The 18,403-nt window shown below is 44.5% G+C and carries 18 protein-coding genes; 4 read left to right on the forward strand and 14 right to left on the reverse strand.

Annotated elements, in window-relative coordinates; all coding sequences use genetic code 11:
* Positions 1-203: 203 nt before the first annotated feature.
* The 3 genes from GKZ87_16130 to GKZ87_16140 form a co-directional block, all read right to left on the reverse strand.
* Positions 204-767, reverse strand: coding sequence for a histidine phosphatase family protein (locus tag GKZ87_16130; GenBank protein ID QSI26904.1), 564 nt, complete (start codon positions 765-767; stop codon positions 204-206).
* A gap of 17 nt (positions 768-784) precedes the next feature.
* The gene (locus GKZ87_16135; GenBank protein QSI27994.1) at positions 785-1,561 is read right to left on the reverse strand and encodes a histidinol-phosphatase HisJ family protein; all 777 of its coding nucleotides are present in this window, start codon (positions 1,559-1,561) and stop codon (positions 785-787) included.
* 90 nt (positions 1,562-1,651) lie between these two features.
* Positions 1,652-2,014 (reverse strand): hypothetical protein, encoded by a 363-nt coding sequence (locus GKZ87_16140; protein QSI26905.1) that lies wholly within the window; start codon positions 2,012-2,014, stop codon positions 1,652-1,654.
* Positions 2,015-2,312: 298 nt separating this feature from the next.
* On the opposite strand from GKZ87_16140, the gene GKZ87_16145 reads away from it, so the two are divergent.
* A complete protein-coding gene (locus tag GKZ87_16145; protein QSI26906.1) occupies positions 2,313-2,654 on the forward strand; it encodes a Tat (twin-arginine translocation) pathway signal sequence in 342 nt (113 codons plus the stop codon).
* A 151-nt stretch (positions 2,655-2,805) separates the two neighbouring features.
* On the opposite strand, the gene GKZ87_16150 is transcribed toward GKZ87_16145, so the two are convergent.
* Positions 2,806-4,605, reverse strand: coding sequence for an ATP-binding cassette domain-containing protein (locus tag GKZ87_16150; GenBank protein QSI26907.1), 1,800 nt, complete (start codon positions 4,603-4,605; stop codon positions 2,806-2,808).
* Positions 4,598-6,328 carry an ATP-binding cassette domain-containing protein gene (locus GKZ87_16155; GenBank protein QSI26908.1) on the reverse strand — a complete coding sequence of 577 codons (1,731 nt, stop codon included), beginning with the start codon at positions 6,326-6,328 and terminating at the stop codon, positions 4,598-4,600. Before GKZ87_16155 ends, GKZ87_16150 begins: the two co-directional genes overlap by 8 nt.
* An 86-nt stretch (positions 6,329-6,414) precedes the next feature.
* On the opposite strand from GKZ87_16155, the gene GKZ87_16160 reads away from it, so the two are divergent.
* The gene (locus GKZ87_16160; protein QSI26909.1) at positions 6,415-7,236 is read left to right on the forward strand and encodes a MerR family transcriptional regulator; all 822 of its coding nucleotides are present in this window, start codon (positions 6,415-6,417) and stop codon (positions 7,234-7,236) included.
* 373 nt (positions 7,237-7,609) lie between these two features.
* Here GKZ87_16160 and GKZ87_16165 read toward each other — a convergent pair whose 3' ends face one another.
* The 5 genes from GKZ87_16165 to GKZ87_16185 form a co-directional block, all read right to left on the reverse strand.
* A complete protein-coding gene (locus GKZ87_16165; protein QSI26910.1) occupies positions 7,610-8,515 on the reverse strand; it encodes an ROK family protein in 906 nt (301 codons plus the stop codon).
* Between the two features lie 4 nt (positions 8,516-8,519).
* Positions 8,520-8,969, reverse strand: coding sequence for a PTS sugar transporter subunit IIA (locus GKZ87_16170; protein ID QSI26911.1), 450 nt, complete (start codon positions 8,967-8,969; stop codon positions 8,520-8,522).
* Positions 8,970-8,987: 18 nt separating this feature from the next.
* The gene (locus tag GKZ87_16175; protein QSI26912.1) at positions 8,988-9,647 is read right to left on the reverse strand and encodes an HAD-IA family hydrolase; all 660 of its coding nucleotides are present in this window, start codon (positions 9,645-9,647) and stop codon (positions 8,988-8,990) included.
* Positions 9,648-9,706: 59 nt separating this feature from the next.
* The gene (locus GKZ87_16180; protein QSI26913.1) at positions 9,707-11,131 is read right to left on the reverse strand and encodes a PTS mannitol transporter subunit IIBC; all 1,425 of its coding nucleotides are present in this window, start codon (positions 11,129-11,131) and stop codon (positions 9,707-9,709) included.
* 254 nt (positions 11,132-11,385) lie between these two features.
* A complete protein-coding gene (locus tag GKZ87_16185) occupies positions 11,386-12,390 on the reverse strand; it encodes a gfo/Idh/MocA family oxidoreductase (protein QSI26914.1) in 1,005 nt (334 codons plus the stop codon).
* A 293-nt stretch (positions 12,391-12,683) separates the two neighbouring features.
* On the opposite strand from GKZ87_16185, the gene GKZ87_16190 reads away from it, so the two are divergent.
* Positions 12,684-14,618 (forward strand): PRD domain-containing protein, encoded by a 1,935-nt coding sequence (locus tag GKZ87_16190; GenBank protein ID QSI26915.1) that lies wholly within the window; start codon positions 12,684-12,686, stop codon positions 14,616-14,618.
* Positions 14,619-15,245: 627 nt separating this feature from the next.
* Here GKZ87_16190 and GKZ87_16195 read toward each other — a convergent pair.
* The 4 genes from GKZ87_16195 to GKZ87_16210 form a co-directional block, all read right to left on the reverse strand.
* The gene (locus GKZ87_16195) at positions 15,246-15,515 is read right to left on the reverse strand and encodes a DUF3795 domain-containing protein (GenBank protein QSI26916.1); all 270 of its coding nucleotides are present in this window, start codon (positions 15,513-15,515) and stop codon (positions 15,246-15,248) included.
* A gap of 19 nt (positions 15,516-15,534) precedes the next feature.
* On the reverse strand, positions 15,535-16,092 hold the full coding sequence (locus GKZ87_16200; protein QSI26917.1) for a PadR family transcriptional regulator: 558 nt from the start codon (positions 16,090-16,092) through the stop codon (positions 15,535-15,537).
* Between the two features lie 274 nt (positions 16,093-16,366).
* The gene (locus GKZ87_16205) at positions 16,367-16,894 is read right to left on the reverse strand and encodes a hypothetical protein (GenBank protein ID QSI26918.1); all 528 of its coding nucleotides are present in this window, start codon (positions 16,892-16,894) and stop codon (positions 16,367-16,369) included.
* Positions 16,891-17,415, reverse strand: a complete 525-nt coding sequence (locus GKZ87_16210) for a hypothetical protein (protein QSI26919.1) — start codon at positions 17,413-17,415, stop codon at positions 16,891-16,893. The genes GKZ87_16205 and GKZ87_16210 overlap by 4 nt, the downstream gene beginning before the upstream one ends.
* Positions 17,416-17,550: 135 nt before the next feature.
* Here GKZ87_16210 and GKZ87_16215 point away from each other — a divergent pair, with 135 nt between their 5' ends.
* Complete coding sequence (locus GKZ87_16215) at positions 17,551-18,297, forward strand: SDR family oxidoreductase (protein QSI26920.1); 747 nt, start codon at positions 17,551-17,553, stop codon at positions 18,295-18,297.
* The last annotated feature ends 106 nt before the right edge of the window (positions 18,298-18,403 follow it).

The raw sequence follows: 18,403 nt of genomic DNA on the forward strand, positions 1-18,403 counted from the left end.
CCAGACTATGAATATTTTCAAACAGAATATATATACTTTTTCAGCTTTTATAAATGATCGTTATCCTTTACTATCGTTCATTACGCAGACACCTTATAGTTTTGAATCCAATTAAGGAAGCTGCACCTTGTAAGACCCTGTACTACCATAATCTGAACCCTGCGCTGTAGCTTCCTATTCGCTAACGCAAAAAAAAGGGATTTTCATCCCTTAACAAGCTCCTGTATCCGATCAGAGGCATAATGCTTCACCTCACAGTTTGCGATGATGAGATCACTCAGATTATCCACACACGCATACCCTTCAAAAAAGCACTGATATGGAATGCTAACGCCGCCATGTGCTACAATCAGAATTTCCTGTTGCTCTGCATAGGGCAGCACTTCCTTCAGAAAGCCTTCCACGCGTTCATAGAAATGTGCGGTATCCTCTCCGCCTGCAAACATGGAGGCTGAGGAAAATGCCCACAGGTCATCAAAGGGAACATCCCTTCGAAGTGCACCTTCCATACTGCCAAAGCTTCGCTCCATCAGCCGCTCATCACATTGAATTGGCAGCTTCCACAGCTCATTGATAATCTGCGCTGTCTCCTTTGCCCGCATCAGTGGGGAGCAGTAGATTGCATCCATGTGTACATGCTTCAGCTTTTCCCTTGTTTCCACCGCCTGCGCTTTTCCGGTTTCATTTAATGCGATATCACTTTTTCCCTGCAGCTTTCCCCTGACATTCCAATCTGTCTGTCCGTGTCTTACAAAATATAGTCCCATCGTTTCTGTTATCCTTTCTACTGCTTCAAATCCAGCTGCTTGCTGATTTGCGCAATATGCATGCCAACATGCTGCGGCTGATGCGCATCACTGGCAGTCATGATCTTTACGCCATGTGCCATAAGAATGTTCAGAAAGTCTTGGTTGGTACCGATATCCTCATGATGATACCGGTAGTGACAGCCGGTATTGGTTTCCATATATACATCATGCTGTTTCGCCAGCACCGCCAGCTTTTCATATGTCGGCTTCAAATCATAGTCCGGCTCATAATGAAATAGCTTTAGCTGATCCGGATGACCGATTTGTGTAAATAAATCACTCTCGATCATATCCTCCATAATTTCATAATACCGCCTGTAAATGGCATTGGTATCATATTTATCCCATAATATTTCCCGGGAAAAACCATTCATATCATACAGCAGACCGTCTATGGAATGAATGCTGCCAATCAGAAAATCGTAAGGATACTGTGCCAGCAAATCGCGCAGAAACGCTTTATCCTGCGGCGCATAGCATACCTCCAGGCCAAAGCGTACCGTAAGCGGCAGCTCCATCCTTTTCATTTCTTCTATTAAATCAAAATATGTCTGCAACGGCTCCAGCTTCTTTTTTTCAAACCATTCCTTCTGATAACTGGAAGCCTGCTTCAAAGGCTCATACATCTCCTGAAATTCCAGAAAGCGGTGGGTATGATCCAGAATCTGAATCGTGTCCATCCCGGCTTTTACACCGGCATCCACAAATTTCATCGCATATTCCACCGTAAGCGGGCCGTTTTCCAAATGCATATGTCCGTCAATCACGATATCACCCCTTTTTATTTCCTACATTATACTTGCAGAAGGGTGGGATTGCAACTGATTCCCCTTTACTATGCTTTACTGTGCCATAAAGCCTTCCGGTTTTCTCGGAAAGGAAATGAGCGGATTCTCCATAGGCTCTACGGTATCCTCATCTGCATAACAGGTGCAGTCCTGGCTCATTCCTGTCAGACCGGCATCCTGCAGTGAGCAAATCAGCTCTGTATATGCAAGGATATCCTTATAGGACGTACGGATGCATCCTTCAGCATCCTGTAAAAGAGATACGCGGATTTTATTTTCAAACTGTCCGTTCGCGATTGTCACGAGCATATCTCCAATGCGTTTTTGCCAGCGGACAAACCCCTGAGCATTGCTTTCCTGCAAAGTAAAGCCAAAACTGCGCAAATGTGCCAGAACATCGTCATTCTTGATTCTCATTCATTGATTCCTCCATTATCTTTTTAATAGCTTATGCAATTATATGTTGAAAATACAAAAAAGGTTCCTAATGAAAAAAAACGATTGTCAATTACCGTGAAAAGCACCTCCTGTGTTTTCTATCTATATAATTCTTCTTCCATTACTATACCGTATTTTATTCACACTTACAAGCAGGCAAAACCTTTTTACATAGAATCTTTCCAAAATCCTGTCATCTTTTACTTTTTACTGCCTGAATCTCCATTATTGTGTTATATTATAGATAGTAATCAATAATACCAGGAGGTGGTATGCTATGAAGTTCAGTGATTTTATGCAGATTGAAAACGACACGGTTGTATTTGTGAAAAGCGGCAGAAGGGTCGCACTGCAGGATATATGCAGCAGTGAGGTACGGATTCATCCGGTGCTGAAAAAAGCAGGCGCTACCGTGGCAAATGCACTTACCAACGCTGTGACAAGCAGCATTGCTAATGCCAATGAACAGGTTAATATCATTTTACGTGTTCAGTTAAAGGATGGGTATGAGGATATCCAAATGAATGATCAGGTGCTCATACGCGGAAATATGGAATATCATAACATGGTGGAGCACGCCCGTAAGCTTCAGAAAAAGCTGAAGGAGCATATCGCTTAATAATTGGAAAATCCAAGATGTTCGTTCATCCTTATGAAACATTCTATGTATAGGAAAAGAGATTTCACAGCTGCTTACAGACCGTGAAATCTCTTTTTTTATCATGCAGGCAGTTTACTGCTATAACTGCCCTTTGTACAGTACTATGCAATTAGGAAAGCTCAGAAGATACACCCTTCTGTGCAAACTGTGAATTATACAGCTTTTCATAATAGCCCTGCTTTTTCATCAGCTCCTCATGGGTTCCCTGTTCCACGATATCCCCGTTATTGATAACCAGAATCAGATCAGCACTGCGTATAGTGGACAAACGGTGGGCAATTACAAAGCTCGTCCTTCCTTCCATGACGCGGTGCATTGCCTCCTGCAGCATTTTCTCCAGACGGGTATCGACGGAGGAGGTTGCCTCATCCAGAATCAGAATCTGCGGATCCTTCAATATCGCACGGGCAATGGTAAGCAGCTGCTTTTCACCCTGTGAAATATTGTTAGCTTCCTCATTGATAACGGAATGATAGCCATCGGGCAGTGTACGGATAAAGTGGTGTACATTTGCCATTTTGGCTGCGCGTATGATTTCATCCTTGCGCGCATCCAGACGCCCGTAACGGATATTGTCGTAAATACTTCCGGAAAACAGCCAGGTATCCTGCAGTACCATACCAAACAGATCCCGCAGCTCTCCCCGCTTCATATCGCGGATGTCTACACCGTCAATGCAGATGCTTCCCCCGTTTACATCATAGAACCGAAGCAGCAGATTGATCAGGGTCGTTTTCCCCGCTCCTGTCGGGCCGACAATAGCGACCATCTGCCCACTTTTTACTTCGACATTGAGATCCTTCATCAACGGCTCTTCCCCATAACCGAAGCGCACATGTGAGAAGGAAACATTCCCCTTTACATGTTCAATTTGTTTTGCAGGGCTCAGCTCTGCGACTTCCTCCTCCTCATTCAGTATTTCCAGCACACGCTCGATTGCCGCAAAGGCAGACTGAATCTGAGCGGACAGGGAGGAAATCTGGGAAAGCGGATCATTGACCTGCCAGATATAGCGGACAAAGGCCTGCAGGTTTCCGACGCTCAGATTTCCGTGAATGATCTGAATCGTTCCGACAACTGCAACACCGCCAATCGTTAAATACGTAACCAACGCATTCAGCGGGCCTATCGTACTGGACACAAACTGTGCCGTACAGGCATTCTGCCGCAGATTCTCATTCAGCTTCCGGAATCTTTCAATAGATTCCTGCTGCTTATTGAATAACAGAATTTCATTGTAACCCGTATACAGCTCTGTAATAGCGCCATTCAATGCACCCAGAGCATCCTGCTGCGCCTTAAAGCGCTTTTGGGAATGACGGACGATAAAGACCGTAATCAGTAATGACAGCGGAATGATCATAAACGCAATACATGCCATAAGAACATGAATGCGAATCATCATAGTAAGTGCCAGAAGAATTGTTAAAACTCCGGTTACCACGTTGACAAAGCTCTGCTGCAGAGCATTGCTGATGGCATCCACATCGTTGGTGATCCGGCTCAGCACATCACCGAACTGGTGGCTGTCAAAATAGCGTACCGGCAGACGGCGGATTTTACTTTGCAGTGCATTTCTTAAATCCTGCATCGCATGCTGAATAGCGTTTGTGAGCCAGATAACAGCGAATACCTGCGACAGCGTTTTTACCAGATAGATAAAAGCCAGAATCAGCATAATTTTTGTGATTTCATTGAAGTTGACCTGCAGCCTGCCAATCCGCTCGGCAAGACTGATATCATTTGCGAGCTGTGTGGTGATCATCCCCTCCACACTCGGTGCACTGACCATGGTAACGACACTGATGATGACCATCAGGATAGCTCCCAGAAATTCCCACTTATATGGGGCAATAAACGGTTTTAAACCGGAAATAATGCGTGTGAGTGATGACAGCTTCTTATTCATGTGCCAATTCCTCCTCACTTAGCTGAGACAATGCAATCTCTTTATAGATTTCGCAGCTCTTCAGCAGTTCACGGTGTGTACCCATACCGATTACATTTCCTTCATTCAGGACAACAATGCGGTCTGCATCCATAATGCTGGAGATACGCTGCGCCACAACCATAACGATGGAATTTGCTGTTACCTTTTTCAAATCCTTTCGCAAGGTGGCATCCGTTTTGAAGTCCAGGGCAGAAAAGGAATCGTCAAACACATAAATATCCGGCTTGCGTACCAGGGCACGGGCAATGGATAGGCGCTGCTTCTGTCCTCCGGATACATTGGTCGCACCCTCGGTGATTTCTTCTTCAAAGCCATGCTCCTTTTCCATAATGAAATCGTATGCCTGTGCTGTTTTCGCAGCCTGTATAATTTCTTCCTCAGTGGCATCCGGTTTTCCAAAGCGAATATTATCCGCAATTGTTCCATTGAACAAAAATGCCTTTTGCGGTATCACACCAAGGCGTGAGCGCAGTTCATATACATCATACTCGCGGATATCCACACCATCAATGCGGATGCTGCCCTCACTGACATCATAAAAGCGCGGAATCAGATTAACCAGCGTACTCTTTCCCGAGCCGGTGCTTCCGATAAAGGCGATCGTTTCTCCTTTTTTCGCAGAGAAGCTGACATCCTTTAAGACAGGCTCCTCTCCATCCGGATATACAAAGGTCACATGATCAAAGCAGATCGTACCTTCCTGATTTCCATCCAGCTGCTTGCCGTCATTGTGTACCAGCGGCACAGTATCAAATACCGCTTCAATACGCTTGGCACTGACCTCGGCACGCGGATACATCATAAAGACCGTACAGAACAGCATGATGGAGAACATGGCGTGAAACAGGTAATCCATGAAGGCCACCAGCTGACCAAGCGGCAGAGAGCCTCCCTGAATCAGTAAGGATGCCACCCAGTAAATGCACAGTCCTGCCACATTCATAAGCAGGAAAAAAATCGGTGAGGTCATCATCATCAGCTTGAACAGCTTTTTGGAATAGCCTGTGAATTTTGCATTTGTTTCATCAAAGCGCTGCTGTTCATAGGCATCGTTGTCGAATGCACGGATGACGCGGATTCCGCTTAGATTTTCACGGGAAATACGATTCAGGCAATCCAAAGATGCCTGCTGATTTTCTGAAATCGGCTTACTGATTTTCGCTACGACGAAAACTCCAATGATAATGAGTGGAATTGTTGCCACAATAATGCCGCTTAGAGGCAGTGATGCCCTTGCCGTCATGATAATACTCGCAACGAACATGATCGGCGTCATCAATGCAGTACGCAGCAGCACATTGACGAACATCTGAATCTGAAAAGCATCATTGTTGGTTCGGGTAATCATGGATGAAATTCCAAACCGGTTAAATTCATACGCTGTAAAGCGCTGGGCATGATCAAAAATATCATTTCGGATATCTCTGGTAATCGCCGTTGAAATTCTGGCACAGCAGTACCCGAGAAGAATCGTCATACTGACACCGATCAGGGAAATCAGCAGGACGACAAATCCCATACGGATAATATAATCGGTATCGGAGTTCATCACACCGACATCAATCATATCCGCAATAATGGTAGGGATGCCAAGTTCCACCAATGCAAATCCGAAAACAGAGATGACATTGATGATACATAGTTTTTTATATCGTTTCAGATAATGCAAAATAAGTTTCAAAATATCCCTTCCTTTCTTGACGTAGTTCGTGAGCTATACTATCATAAACTATAAGGTAACCTTATAGTCAAGAGGAGAATAGAGATATGGAAAAGAAATATCTGACAGCCGGGCAGTTTGCAAAAATCTGCGGTGTGGAGAAGCATGTGCTGTTTCATTATGATGAAATCGGTCTTTTCAAGCCGGTGATGATCAATGAGAACGGATACCGTTATTATTCCTATCATCAGTACGATACCTTTTCTGTCATCACCAAGCTGAAGAAAATGGGAATGCCGTTAAAGGATATCAAGGTATATCTGGAACAGCGCAGTCCCGGTCTGTTTTTACAGCTGCTGGAGGATAAGTTTGACGAGGTGGACAGAGAAATTGAAAAGCTGCTGGCTTTAAAGCGGATGATGGTCTACATGAAGGAGAGCACATTGTTTGCGGTAACGCATGAGGAGGATGCTATCTGCATACGCAGCTATCCTAGGGAAATCCTTCTTTGCAGCGATGATTTGGAAAATGCCACCAACCGAAGCTTTGCCTCCTTTATGGAGGAATATATCAGCTTCTGCAAGGAGCATAATGTACTTGTGCAGGAATCGGTTGGCTGTATGATCAAAACGGATACGATACGCAACCGGGATTACCTGAATTTTTCCTATCTGTTTATGAAGATTGAAAAGGATATCCATCAAAACACGCATATCCGAACGCAGGGAAGGTATCTTTGCGCATGGCATAAGGGGAGCTACGACACTATCCATAAAACCTATGAGCACATGCTGGAGTATGCGAATAAGCATGGCATAACCATCGGCCCCTATGCTTATGAGGAATATCTGATTGCGGATATCGCACAAAAGGATTATACGCAATATGTTACCTACATACGCATGGATGTAATAGATGAAGCTATATAATAAATTCCTGTCTAGGTATACGATCCTACCAGCAATCGAAGAACAGCTGTCTATATACGATTTACAAACATAGTAAGGTTTATTAAATTACTCGGAACACAGATACCTGAAGTATTGTGGAAATACAGCGATTTGCTAAGCATATGAGGTTCATAAAAACGGCCTGTAAGCAAGTCGCAAATAAGAAAAAACCGGATATACACAGCTTGCAATGTGATATACTCCGGTTTTCTTGTCATAAATGCAGCTATTATGATTTTATCAAAAACAAACAGAAGAACACACCTTAGCGATGATAAGCAGGTGGTGATGCTTTTATCTTCCATTCAACTGCTTTGGCTTCTGGCAGTACAAACAGCTAGTTCTTCCTTTTTCAATCGCTTTCCGCATAGGGGATACCTTCCTTATCCATCCAATAGGCGAATGCTCCTGCCATTCCCGCATGATTTCCCAACTGAGCGAACGCAAGCTTTGTATGACGGTAGATTTCTTCATTCGCGTACATTTTCAAATACTTATCTATCAGCGGTGCAAACAGCTCCCTCTGTGTCATGATGCCACCTCCCAGTATGACGATTTGTGGATTTATCATACAAAGGCAGCTGCTGATACCGATTGCGATATTGCTGCACAGCTCTTCAACAGCCTGCATGCACACAGCATCTCCCTGCTTTGCCCGTGCACATATCATTCTCCCGTTCAGGTTAGCTTCGCTCGTCTGTGATTGTACGCGCTGAACAAGTGCCGTCGTGCTTGCAATATCCTGAAAATGATGTCCCTTCACCCACATGTAACCAATTTCTCCAGCACTTCCACTGCTTCCGTGGTAAATGGCATGATCAATCACTACTGCTCCTCCGATTCCTGTACCAATCGTCAGCATCAGTACATGGGCAGCACCTCTTCCGGTACCAAAGGCCGATTCTCCCAGAGCCGCAGCATTCACATCGTTTTCCACCCAGCAGGGAATATGAAGCCGCTCCTCCAGTACATTCTTAAACTGCAATCCGGTATACTCTGGAATATTATCATTCGCATATTGAATGCAGCCCTTCTCTGTATCCACCATCCCCGCTGTTGAAATTGCGATACCCTCGATAACCTGTTGCTGCATCGCATCCGCTGTCAAATCAATAACCCTCTGCAAAATCCCCGGCCCCTTTACAATTCTGGCATCACTGCTTATTTCCTTTTGCATCAGAAACTCGGGATGCTTGTCCTTCAGAATCATCAGTCCATATTTGATTGAGGTACCGCCGATATCAAATGTCATAATCATATGGCTAGTCCTCCCTCATTTCCTGCAGCAGTCTTATAAATTCCTGCCTTGTTGCGCTGTTTGAAAGCCGCTCTACATGATCCTCTTCCATCAGGATGTCCGCAAGCTCACTAATCAGCTCCAAATGACTATCGGCATCAACAGCAGCCAGTGTGATAATCAGCGATACAGGATCAAATTTTTCACTCCCAAAAGGTACCGGTGGCTCTAATGTGGTGAAATGAACAGACAGCTCATTGACACCGCATTCCGGTCTGGCATGAGCCAGAGCGACATGATTTCCCAATACGATATAAGGACCTACGCGGTGTACTGCATCAATCATTGCACCGATATAGCGCTCCTCTATTTTTCCGGTTTCCAGCAAATGCTGTGCGGATATGCGGATTGCATCCTCCCAATCTGCCGCATGTACCCTGACATCGACATTTTCTTCATTTATATGTTCTAACATGATGTTATTTCTCCTTTGTTATGAGAATTGAAAATCCGCAATGAGTTCCTCCAGCTTCAGATCCTTTAAAGAGGAAAGTTTACGATAACAGCCTGTAAAATCACTGGATTCTGTTATTTTATTCGGTACGATCAGACACGGCATCCCGGCCTGGCAGGCAGCAATTAGACCGTTGCGGGAATCCTCTACCGCCAGGCATTCTGCACTGGAGCAGCCAAGAAGCTCTGCGGCTTTTAAAAATATATCCGGTGCAGGCTTGATATGCCGGCTTAATTCCGCTGTTGAGAATACATCAAAATATTCCAGCAGCTGCAGACGCTCCAGATGCACCAGCGGTTTTTTTCTGGTCGCAGATGTCGCAATCGCCAGCTGTAGTCCTTTTGCCTTAGCCGCTATGACCACCTCCCGCACGCCTTCCATCGCCGGAAGATTTTGCGTACGCTGGATAAATTCAGTCATCGCCTGTTTCTCAAATTTGCGGATTTCCTCATCCGTACCAAGCTCCTGCTTCAGAAAGGCAAACAGCCGTTCACTGCTGGAGCCAACGCATACCAGATAATCCTGTATGCTTAAATCATAATGATACATCCGTTTCAGCCAATCCCTGTAAATATAGTACCATTGTGTTTCTGTATCGACGATTACACCATCAAAATCAAATACGAGCGCCTTTAACATTAAACCCCTCCTTTTTAAAAAAGGAATCCTTAAATGCTTTCAGATTCCTTTCACCAGCATTATGATCTCGCTGCTTTGATTTTGTTTACAAGCTCATCATATTCAGGTGCATTCAGATAATCCTCAATCGATATGATTTCGATATCCGGCTGCTTTTCATGCGCTATCTGCTTCAGGGAGACATGGGTCACAATGAGATCCGCTTTGGCATCAGGCAAATCCATTACACGGGCATGTTCAACCGTGATATCCGTGATTCCTGCCTTTCGCAGTCGCTTTGCAATCACACTCGCGCCCATGGCAGAAGAACCCATCCCGGCATCACATACATACACAATACGTTTTATCGCATGGAAATCTGTCACAGCCTCCTTTTCCTCAAATACAGAGGAAATGCGTGATTTCTTTCCTTTTAAAGATTCCATCTGCTTCGCAGCTTCCTTCAGGTTTTTATTTACATCCTCATCATTCTGCTTAGAATGCTTCACGATCACAGAGGCGACCAGAAAGCTCACTGCGGTTGAAGCCAGCACTGCAAGCAGAATCAGCAGCTGATCTCCAGCCGAGGCCATCATCATAATCGTGATGATACTGCCAGGTGAACTGACCCCCACAAGACCAACATTGAATAGTGTAAACAGGAAGGTTCCGGTAATGCCTCCGGCAATCGCTGCCAGCACGGTCAGGGGATTCATCAAGATAAACGGGAAGTAGATTTCATGAATACCACCGAAGAAATGGATCACAGATGCCCCATAGGCATTTGCTTTTGCATTCCCCTTACCGAAGAAGCAGTATGCCAGCAGAATGCCAAGTCCAGGTCCGGGATTAGATTCCAACAAAAACAGGACTGATTTACCAAATTCATTCAGCTGTGTGGTACCCAGCGGTGTCAGGATTCCCTGACCGATGGCATTGTTCAGAAACAGCACCTTGGCAGGCTCAATAAAGATAGCTGTCAGTGGCAGCAGGTTATTATTTTCCAGTGTCGAAACGCCGGCAGAGAATACAGCGGACAGCGATGTGATTGCCGGAGCAAGCCAGACACAGCCAATCACCGCGATAGCAGCCCCCAGAACAGCAACCGTCAGATTTCCAATCAGCAGCTCAAAGCCTACGGGAATAAACGGTTCAACCACAGCATCCAGCTTTTTCAGCAGCCATGCGGACAGCGGAGCGATAATCATGGCTCCCAGCAGCATGGAAATATCTGCACCGATGATAACCCCCATCGTGGTAAAAGCACCAATGACAGCTCCTTTTTCTCCATATATCATTTTCCCCCCGGAAATTGCGATCAAAAGCGGAAGCAGGTACGTTAGTACCGGTGTTATAAAGGCCTTCAGCATATCGTTTGACAGCCAGATTCCCAATGCTGTCAGAATCCCCCAGCCCATAAACGCTCCCAGATTCGGAAGCACCATGGCACTGAGTTTTCCGCCAAAGCGCTGGGCCTTCACACGCAAAGATACATCTTTTGACATGTTTAATTCTCCTCTTCTATATAATTGAAGCTTTTTTGATAAACATATATCGTATGTTTCATGACTACCTATCTTCATAAATGGCTCTGTTCTACAAGGTTAGCTATATAAGGAAGATCCCTTATGATTCGTCCTTACTGCTTCAGAATATTTTCATAACCTACAGACGGGCACATAGCCAGCAAAACAGCTCATGATTCGGCGCTTTTTATGATAAGGAAATATCACGACACCCTTTTTATGAGGGAAAGCGATCATGAAAGCACGACTTCTTTTCCTTCTTTAATGGAACGCTCGATTGCATCTACAACACGCAATGCATCATAGGACTGCTTCGGCGTAATGACAGATTTTGTATTGGTCGCAACGTTGTTCACAAAAGCCATGACCTCTTCTGCCAAATCACCGCATACCTCACCGTTTACATAATACCAGTGACGACTGTCCGGATACTGAACGCCCTGTCCTGTAACAAAGCGGATGCCGTAATCACAGGAATCCACATAGGCAACCCCCTTTGTACCGACAAGCTCCACCTTATCGTCAATGATCGTCGGGGAATTTTCTGGCAGTGTCCAGCAGGCCTCCATACATGCGACAGCTCCGTTCTCATAGGTAACCAATGCATAGATCACATCATTCATTCCGTTTTCCTTCAACAGAACACTGCGGTTTTTCGCAAACACCTTCACCGGCTGGCAATCCATCCACCAGTTGATATAATCAATATCATGAATCATAACATGCATACTCAAATCACTTGCGCCGATATAACGTCTCGGCCCGATGATTGGACTGTTTCTTCTGACATAACAGTGAATGATATCCCCCAGCTCATTACTTTCCAGTCTCTCCTTAATCATAGCGAAGCGCGGATCAAAGCGAAGCAGGAAGCCTGTTGTAAATACTTTATCATAATCCTTCGTGATTTCATATAAGGCTTTTCCATCTTCCAATTCTTTCGCCAGTGGTTTTTCCAGCAGAATATGTTTGCCTGCCTGTACTGATCGCTCCACAGCCTCTCGATGAAGATTATCCGGCAGAACAATACTCAGCGCTTCTATAGATTCATCCTTCAACAGCTCCTTGTAGTCCTTGTACAGTGCAATACCTGGAAATTCTGTTTCCAGTTCCTTTCTGCGGCTGTCATTAAACTCACACAGAGCGCACAGCTCCACCTGTGGCAGCTTCTGGTAAATCTGGGCATGATATGTTCCCATCTGTCCTACACCGATAACACCTACTCTAATTTTACTCATTGTAAATCCTCCTCTCATGCAGCGTCTCAACACTGCCTTGAAATCTCTTTCAATTTCTGTCTCCATTGTAATTCACAGATATCACAAAAGGAAAGACAACCGTTTTCCATATGAAATGGCAGCCGAATCCATACAGCTTCAGCAGCAGTTTCCGTTTCAAATGGCTGCAGCTTATGATTTACTTCGTGCCGCTTCGCCAAAGGAAACGGCAAAGCCTTGTATTGCTTCTGTGTTTTAAAATCTATATAATAAGAGTACCGGGGGAGGGAGCTTAGCGTAGGATAAGGAGGTGGATAATCTTGTTTCAATACACACGATTACAGAATTTGCTTGACTATATTCTGTCGCACAAGGATTATACTTCACCATCTGCGTTAACAAGGCATCTCCACATTTCCCAACGGACACTACGCAGTGATATCCGTAACCTGAACAACGAGCTTTCTGTCTATGATGCCCAAATTATCATGAAGCGCGGTCAGGGCTATGCTTTGCAGATCAAAGACGAACAAACGAGAACGCTGTTGGAGCATATGCTGATGGATGAGGATGAAAAGCTGATGGACTCGGCTGATAAACGAATAAACCACATCATTATCAAGATGCTGTATGCCAATACCTATCTCACACAGGATACGCTGGCAGATGAGGTTTTTGTATCCATCAACACCATTATCAATTATCTGAAAACGATTCGATTGATTTTGTCCAAATATCAGCTCAGTCTTCAGACAAAGGCGAATCTCGGTTATATCGTAACCGGCGAAGAGGCTGATAAGCGTCGATGTATCATCGATCTGATAACAACCAATTACCAGCATTACGAATTTCGTTTTTCTCAGGAGCAGACAGCATTGCTGAACCATGTCAATCTGGAACAGATCAAGGATATCGTTATGGAATTCAATCGGGAAAATGACCTGCATTTCTCTGACTATAATTTGAAAAATCTCATTCTGCATATCGCACTGTCCATTTCCAGACTGCTTGTATCCAAGCCGATTGAGGAGTATAAAATACCGGATCATGAAGCGCTCAGTACATTGCTGGATCCTCTGATTCACGGAATTGAACGTGATTTTCACATAGTCTTTAATGAATATGAAAAAAACTATATCTACTCACACTATGTATCGAATACGAATGAGCTTCTGGATGCACAGAAAAATACAGATTATATCCACAGCCTGGTCGCAAATATCCTGGAATGCATCTTTGAATCCTATCACTTTGATTTACGCGCAGACCTGATTTTGGAGCATGATCTGACGCATCATCTGCAGTCGATTCTGAATGCCAGATATTATAATCTAAACAAAAAGAATCCGCTGCTGAATACGATTCGCAACAATTATATCTTAGCCTATGAAATCAGCGGAACGGCAATCAAGCAGGCATTTGCGAATGAGCCGTTTGAGCTGAGCGAGGATGAAATCGGATATATTTCCCTGCATATCGGCGCAGCGATCGAGCGTTATTTTGATTCCCGATACCTGAAGCATAAAAAAGCCGTCATTGTCTATGACAGCGGTTATGCGGCAGGCAGCTTCCTTGCCTCTAAGCTGAATACCCTGTTTAAGGAAACATTGGAAATTATCGGCAGATATCCCTCCCATGAAATCGGGGAAAGCAAGCTTCATGAGGCTGATATGGTGATTTCCACCGTTGCCCTCAAGCAGGTGACGCTGCCAGTTGTCGTTGTGGATATCCCCTTATCCAGAAGGGATATTGAAAACGTGGCGAAAGCTATCACGATGGATGAACAGCATCCAATTGATAAAATCACACAGTTTTTTGATGAGCAGCTGTTTATCAATACAACCGCAAACAGCAAGGAGGAAATCATTCATACCCTATGTACGATGCTTCATCAGGAGCAATGTATAAAAGACGATTTTGAAGCCAGTGTCCTGGAGCGGGAACAGCGTATATCAATCGCAATGGACGGCGTGGTTGCCATTCCCCATCCCCTTGTTATGTGTTCTCTGAAAAGCAAAATCGCAGTCGGTGTTCTGCAGAAGCCTATCGCCTGGTCCGAAAAAGACAGTGCACAGATCATCCTTCTGCTGGGACTTGCGGATGATGCCAAAAAGGATATTGAAAAGCTGTATGATACCTTTGTCGCGATGACGCATAATGCCCCGCTGCAGGAGCTACTGTTTCATGCAGGAAGCCTTTCTGAATTTCTGAATATACTGAAGCAGAATCTTCATGAGGATGCATATTGAAAAAGCGTTCTAAGCTAATGCATATCGCAGATGTTTCATAAATAGATAGCAGCTCAAATATGCGTGACACGAAGCAGAGATATTTCTAATGGACAAAAATGTTATAGGCAGAAAGTGTACGCAAAGAAAAAGCATCAGCGTAGGCTGCTAAAAAATAGACGATCGAATCGTCTATTTTTTTATCCCTTCGATATTTAGATATCTATTTTTTATGTCCACATAACATAAAGCTATAGGAAAACAAGTTCTTCCTTTCTACGATTTTCATGAAACGATTGCTTTCACGTGCTGCGCTATTTATAAAATTACTTTTCAGCAGCTATCCTCAGCGCGCCCTTTTCTTTTATCAAAGGAAATCACCCCTCTGCAATACATTATCCAATTGGGAATGATACATTATGTCCTTACCTGACACAGCCAAGAAAGGATTAAGGCAGCTTACAAGCAGCGAGATGTTGGGAATTTGCATGATGTCTATGTATTCCTACAGCATCAAGGAGTGAAGCCGGCAAATTTCTACAGGGAAATAGCCCCTTATTGACAATAACGAAATTCTCCTTTATCCCTTTTTCATATTTATTACCAGGCACGCAGCTTGATATGCAGCTGTTGAATTGTGGACAGCTTCTATCCAGCTATTTTCTTATTCGCCCATGCTTTTAAATTCGCTAGTCTGGGTGCCGGATCAAAGCCCTTATCCTTCCCCATATTCGCACACATCTCACATGGAAATTCCTCACATACACCACAATGCAAAAGCTGCTTACTCTCACAGCATGCTTTCACTTCGCATGGACTGCCCCAAAACGGCAGCGTCATGGCATTACAGCCAAGACAATGCACCTCTTCCTTTCTTTCACATTGCGTACAATCAACACCACATCTTGATGAACACATACTTCTCCTTTCCGCTTCGCTACGGAAGCTCCTTCATCTTTTCCAAACCGTCACTGTTTTGCAGCTCCTCTTTCAGCTCATCACACCATTGACGCAGTGTTTCACATACACGAAGCTGCTGATCCAGAATACTCCTGCCTACATAAGGTATTTCACTGCGCGCCGCCTGCTGCTTTCGCAAATAGCGTTCACTCTGCTCCATATTTTCCGCAATCCGCAAAACGCATTGCATCCCTTCCTCTTTGCTTACCTTATTCAGACTGACAACCACGGCATTGAAATCAAACAGGATATCAAACGGCTGCCCGCTGATTTCCTTCATCAGCTCATGGAAATACTGCACTCCCTGTTCGCTGATAGCGTATATGCTTTTTTCCGGCATATTGCCATCCCTCTGCCGTTTCACATCCAGATACCCCTTCTGTTCCAGCACTCGCAGCTTTTTATAAACCGATGGGGAGCTGATTTTCACCCAATGTGCGAGATTGCGGTACTCTACATGCTTTTGTATTTCATAAGCACTGCGGGGCTGTTCGTATACCATGCCCAGCAAAATCAAATCAATGGAAGATGTCACAACATCACCTCTTTACTTTATACTACTATATTATATAGTACTTGTCAATAGAAAGGCGCTATCCCTATCATAGCGATTCTTTATCGACTCCGGGTATATGGAAATCGTGAAGTGCAAAGGAATCGATAAGTATTGATTCTTTTGTATCTCATCTCCTTCTTGTACCTTAAAATGAGTTAGAACCTAATAGAGATAATAGAAGTTTCCTGCTTTCCGATGCGGCAAAAAAAAGAGACTTTTCAATCCATTGGAATACAACAGAATTTGAAAGCTCTTAATCTTCAACCACCGTATTCGAGTCAGTATCCAAGAGAATAGAAACTGCCTCCTTCAGGTTTTCCTCATTGAAATATTTATCCCGTACATGTACCGCATGATTACGAAAGCTGCGCCTCATATCCATATCATCTATGACCACATAGCGTCTGATGGCAGGATATCCCCACAGATACAGCTGAATCTCCTCTGCCTTATCTCCAGTATCCACCGTTACATCCACCAGATATCGATCCAGTCCATGCAGAGAAAACAGAAGCTTCAGGGTATCCAGCGAACGGTGAATCCGCCATGATGATGTCAGCACGATGGATGCATGACAGGCTTCTGCCAGTGTACGGATATAGCTGCTCGCCCGTGGATACCAGTCCAGATCCACCGCCGCAATATCATATGCATTCACCTTTTCAAAGCGTTTATCCTGTGATACATAAAAGGCCTTTAACGCCTGTGCATCACTGCGTAAATATTCATGGGAGCCAAGCGGCATCAAAACACCGTCAATATCAAGAAAGATTACATTCATGAACGATACTCCTTTGTCGTCTGCATCAGTATATGCACTGCCTGCCGGTAACTTTCTTCATCAAAGATATCCGGTGTAACAACATCATGCTCAGGAAATGCCTTCCGCATGGATATATCATCCAGTATGACATAGCTTTCCACCTCTGGATGAGCCTGTAAATATCGCTGAATCGCCCCTTCCTTAAAAAACATTTCCTCATTATCTGTCATATCCTCTATATAGCTGTCCAGTCTCCATAATGAAAACAGCCGCTTCATTTCTTCCAGACTCCGCATACATTTCCATGAGGTTTCCAAAACGATACGGGCATCACATTGCTCACATAGTCTGCGCAGCCGTTCCACCGCCTCCTTCTGAAACCCGCACGCAACGCTGCACACATCCCAATCGGATATACCTTTCGTGGATATTCCGTCCCTGTGAAGTCTCAAGCGGACAGCTTCCGCATCAAAGCATTTGGTTCTTCTGGAAAAACAGGGGTATAGTACACCGTCGATATCAAGAAATACAACCTTCATGACGATTCCCCCTTTCTTACTCTCAGTATATCATGAAAACCCTTTCCTGTTTCTGAAAAGTTATTTTCTTTTAGCAGGAACAGGTTTATGAAGTTGCCTGCATGGCATACTAAGGATGACAGGAGGTTGTTGTTTATGAAATTAGAGCTAGCTGGAAAGGTTGCCCTGGTCAGCGGCTGTTCACAGGGTCTTGGATATGCCTGTGTACGCACACTGGCCAGATATGGTGCAGATATATTCGGTGTCAGTATCGGAGATGACTCCGCACTGAAAAAAGAGGTTGAGGCACTGGGAAGAAGCTATCATTCCCTAACGGTATCCCTTACGACGCCCGGCAGTATTCATGAGGTCATGAAGGAGGTGCTTGCGGCCTATGGTCATGTGGATATTTTACTGAACTTTGCAGGGATTCTAAAAAAGGAGGACACCCTGAAAATCAGCAGGCAGGCATTTCAAAGTGCCCTGGATATCAATGTGACGGCTGCATTCACCTTATCACAGGAGGTAATACGTCAGTATATCAGTCAAGGGCATGGAGGTAAGATCATCAATGCGTCCGGAATACTGCCCTATGGAACAAATGAATACTGTGCCTATTTTACAAGCAAGGGTGCTGTCGAGGCGATGACAAAATATATGGCACATGAATTTGCAGGACAGAATATCCAAATCAATGCAATCACACTGGGCTTCATGAATGAGGGAAACAAGCTGCAAAGCGGTGAAGGACAGCAGGATGATGTATCCATATTACAGGATATCCCGGCAGGACGCTGGGGAACCTGGGAGGATTTGGATGGTCTGCTTCTGGTTTTGTGCAGTGCTGCAGGCAGCTATATCAATGGTGCATGTATTCCCTTGGACGGTGGTTACAGCATCTGATGCTATGTAGGAATGGAAATGCTCCATTCCTTTTTTCAGCGTAAAAGCATTGCGACCACCCATACCATAAGCAAGCCAATCAGCAATACAAGCAACAGTGTCAGAT

It is taken from the genome of Erysipelotrichaceae bacterium 66202529, assembly GCA_017161075.1.
GTDB lineage: Bacteria > Bacillota_I > Bacilli_A > Erysipelotrichales > Erysipelotrichaceae > Clostridium_AQ.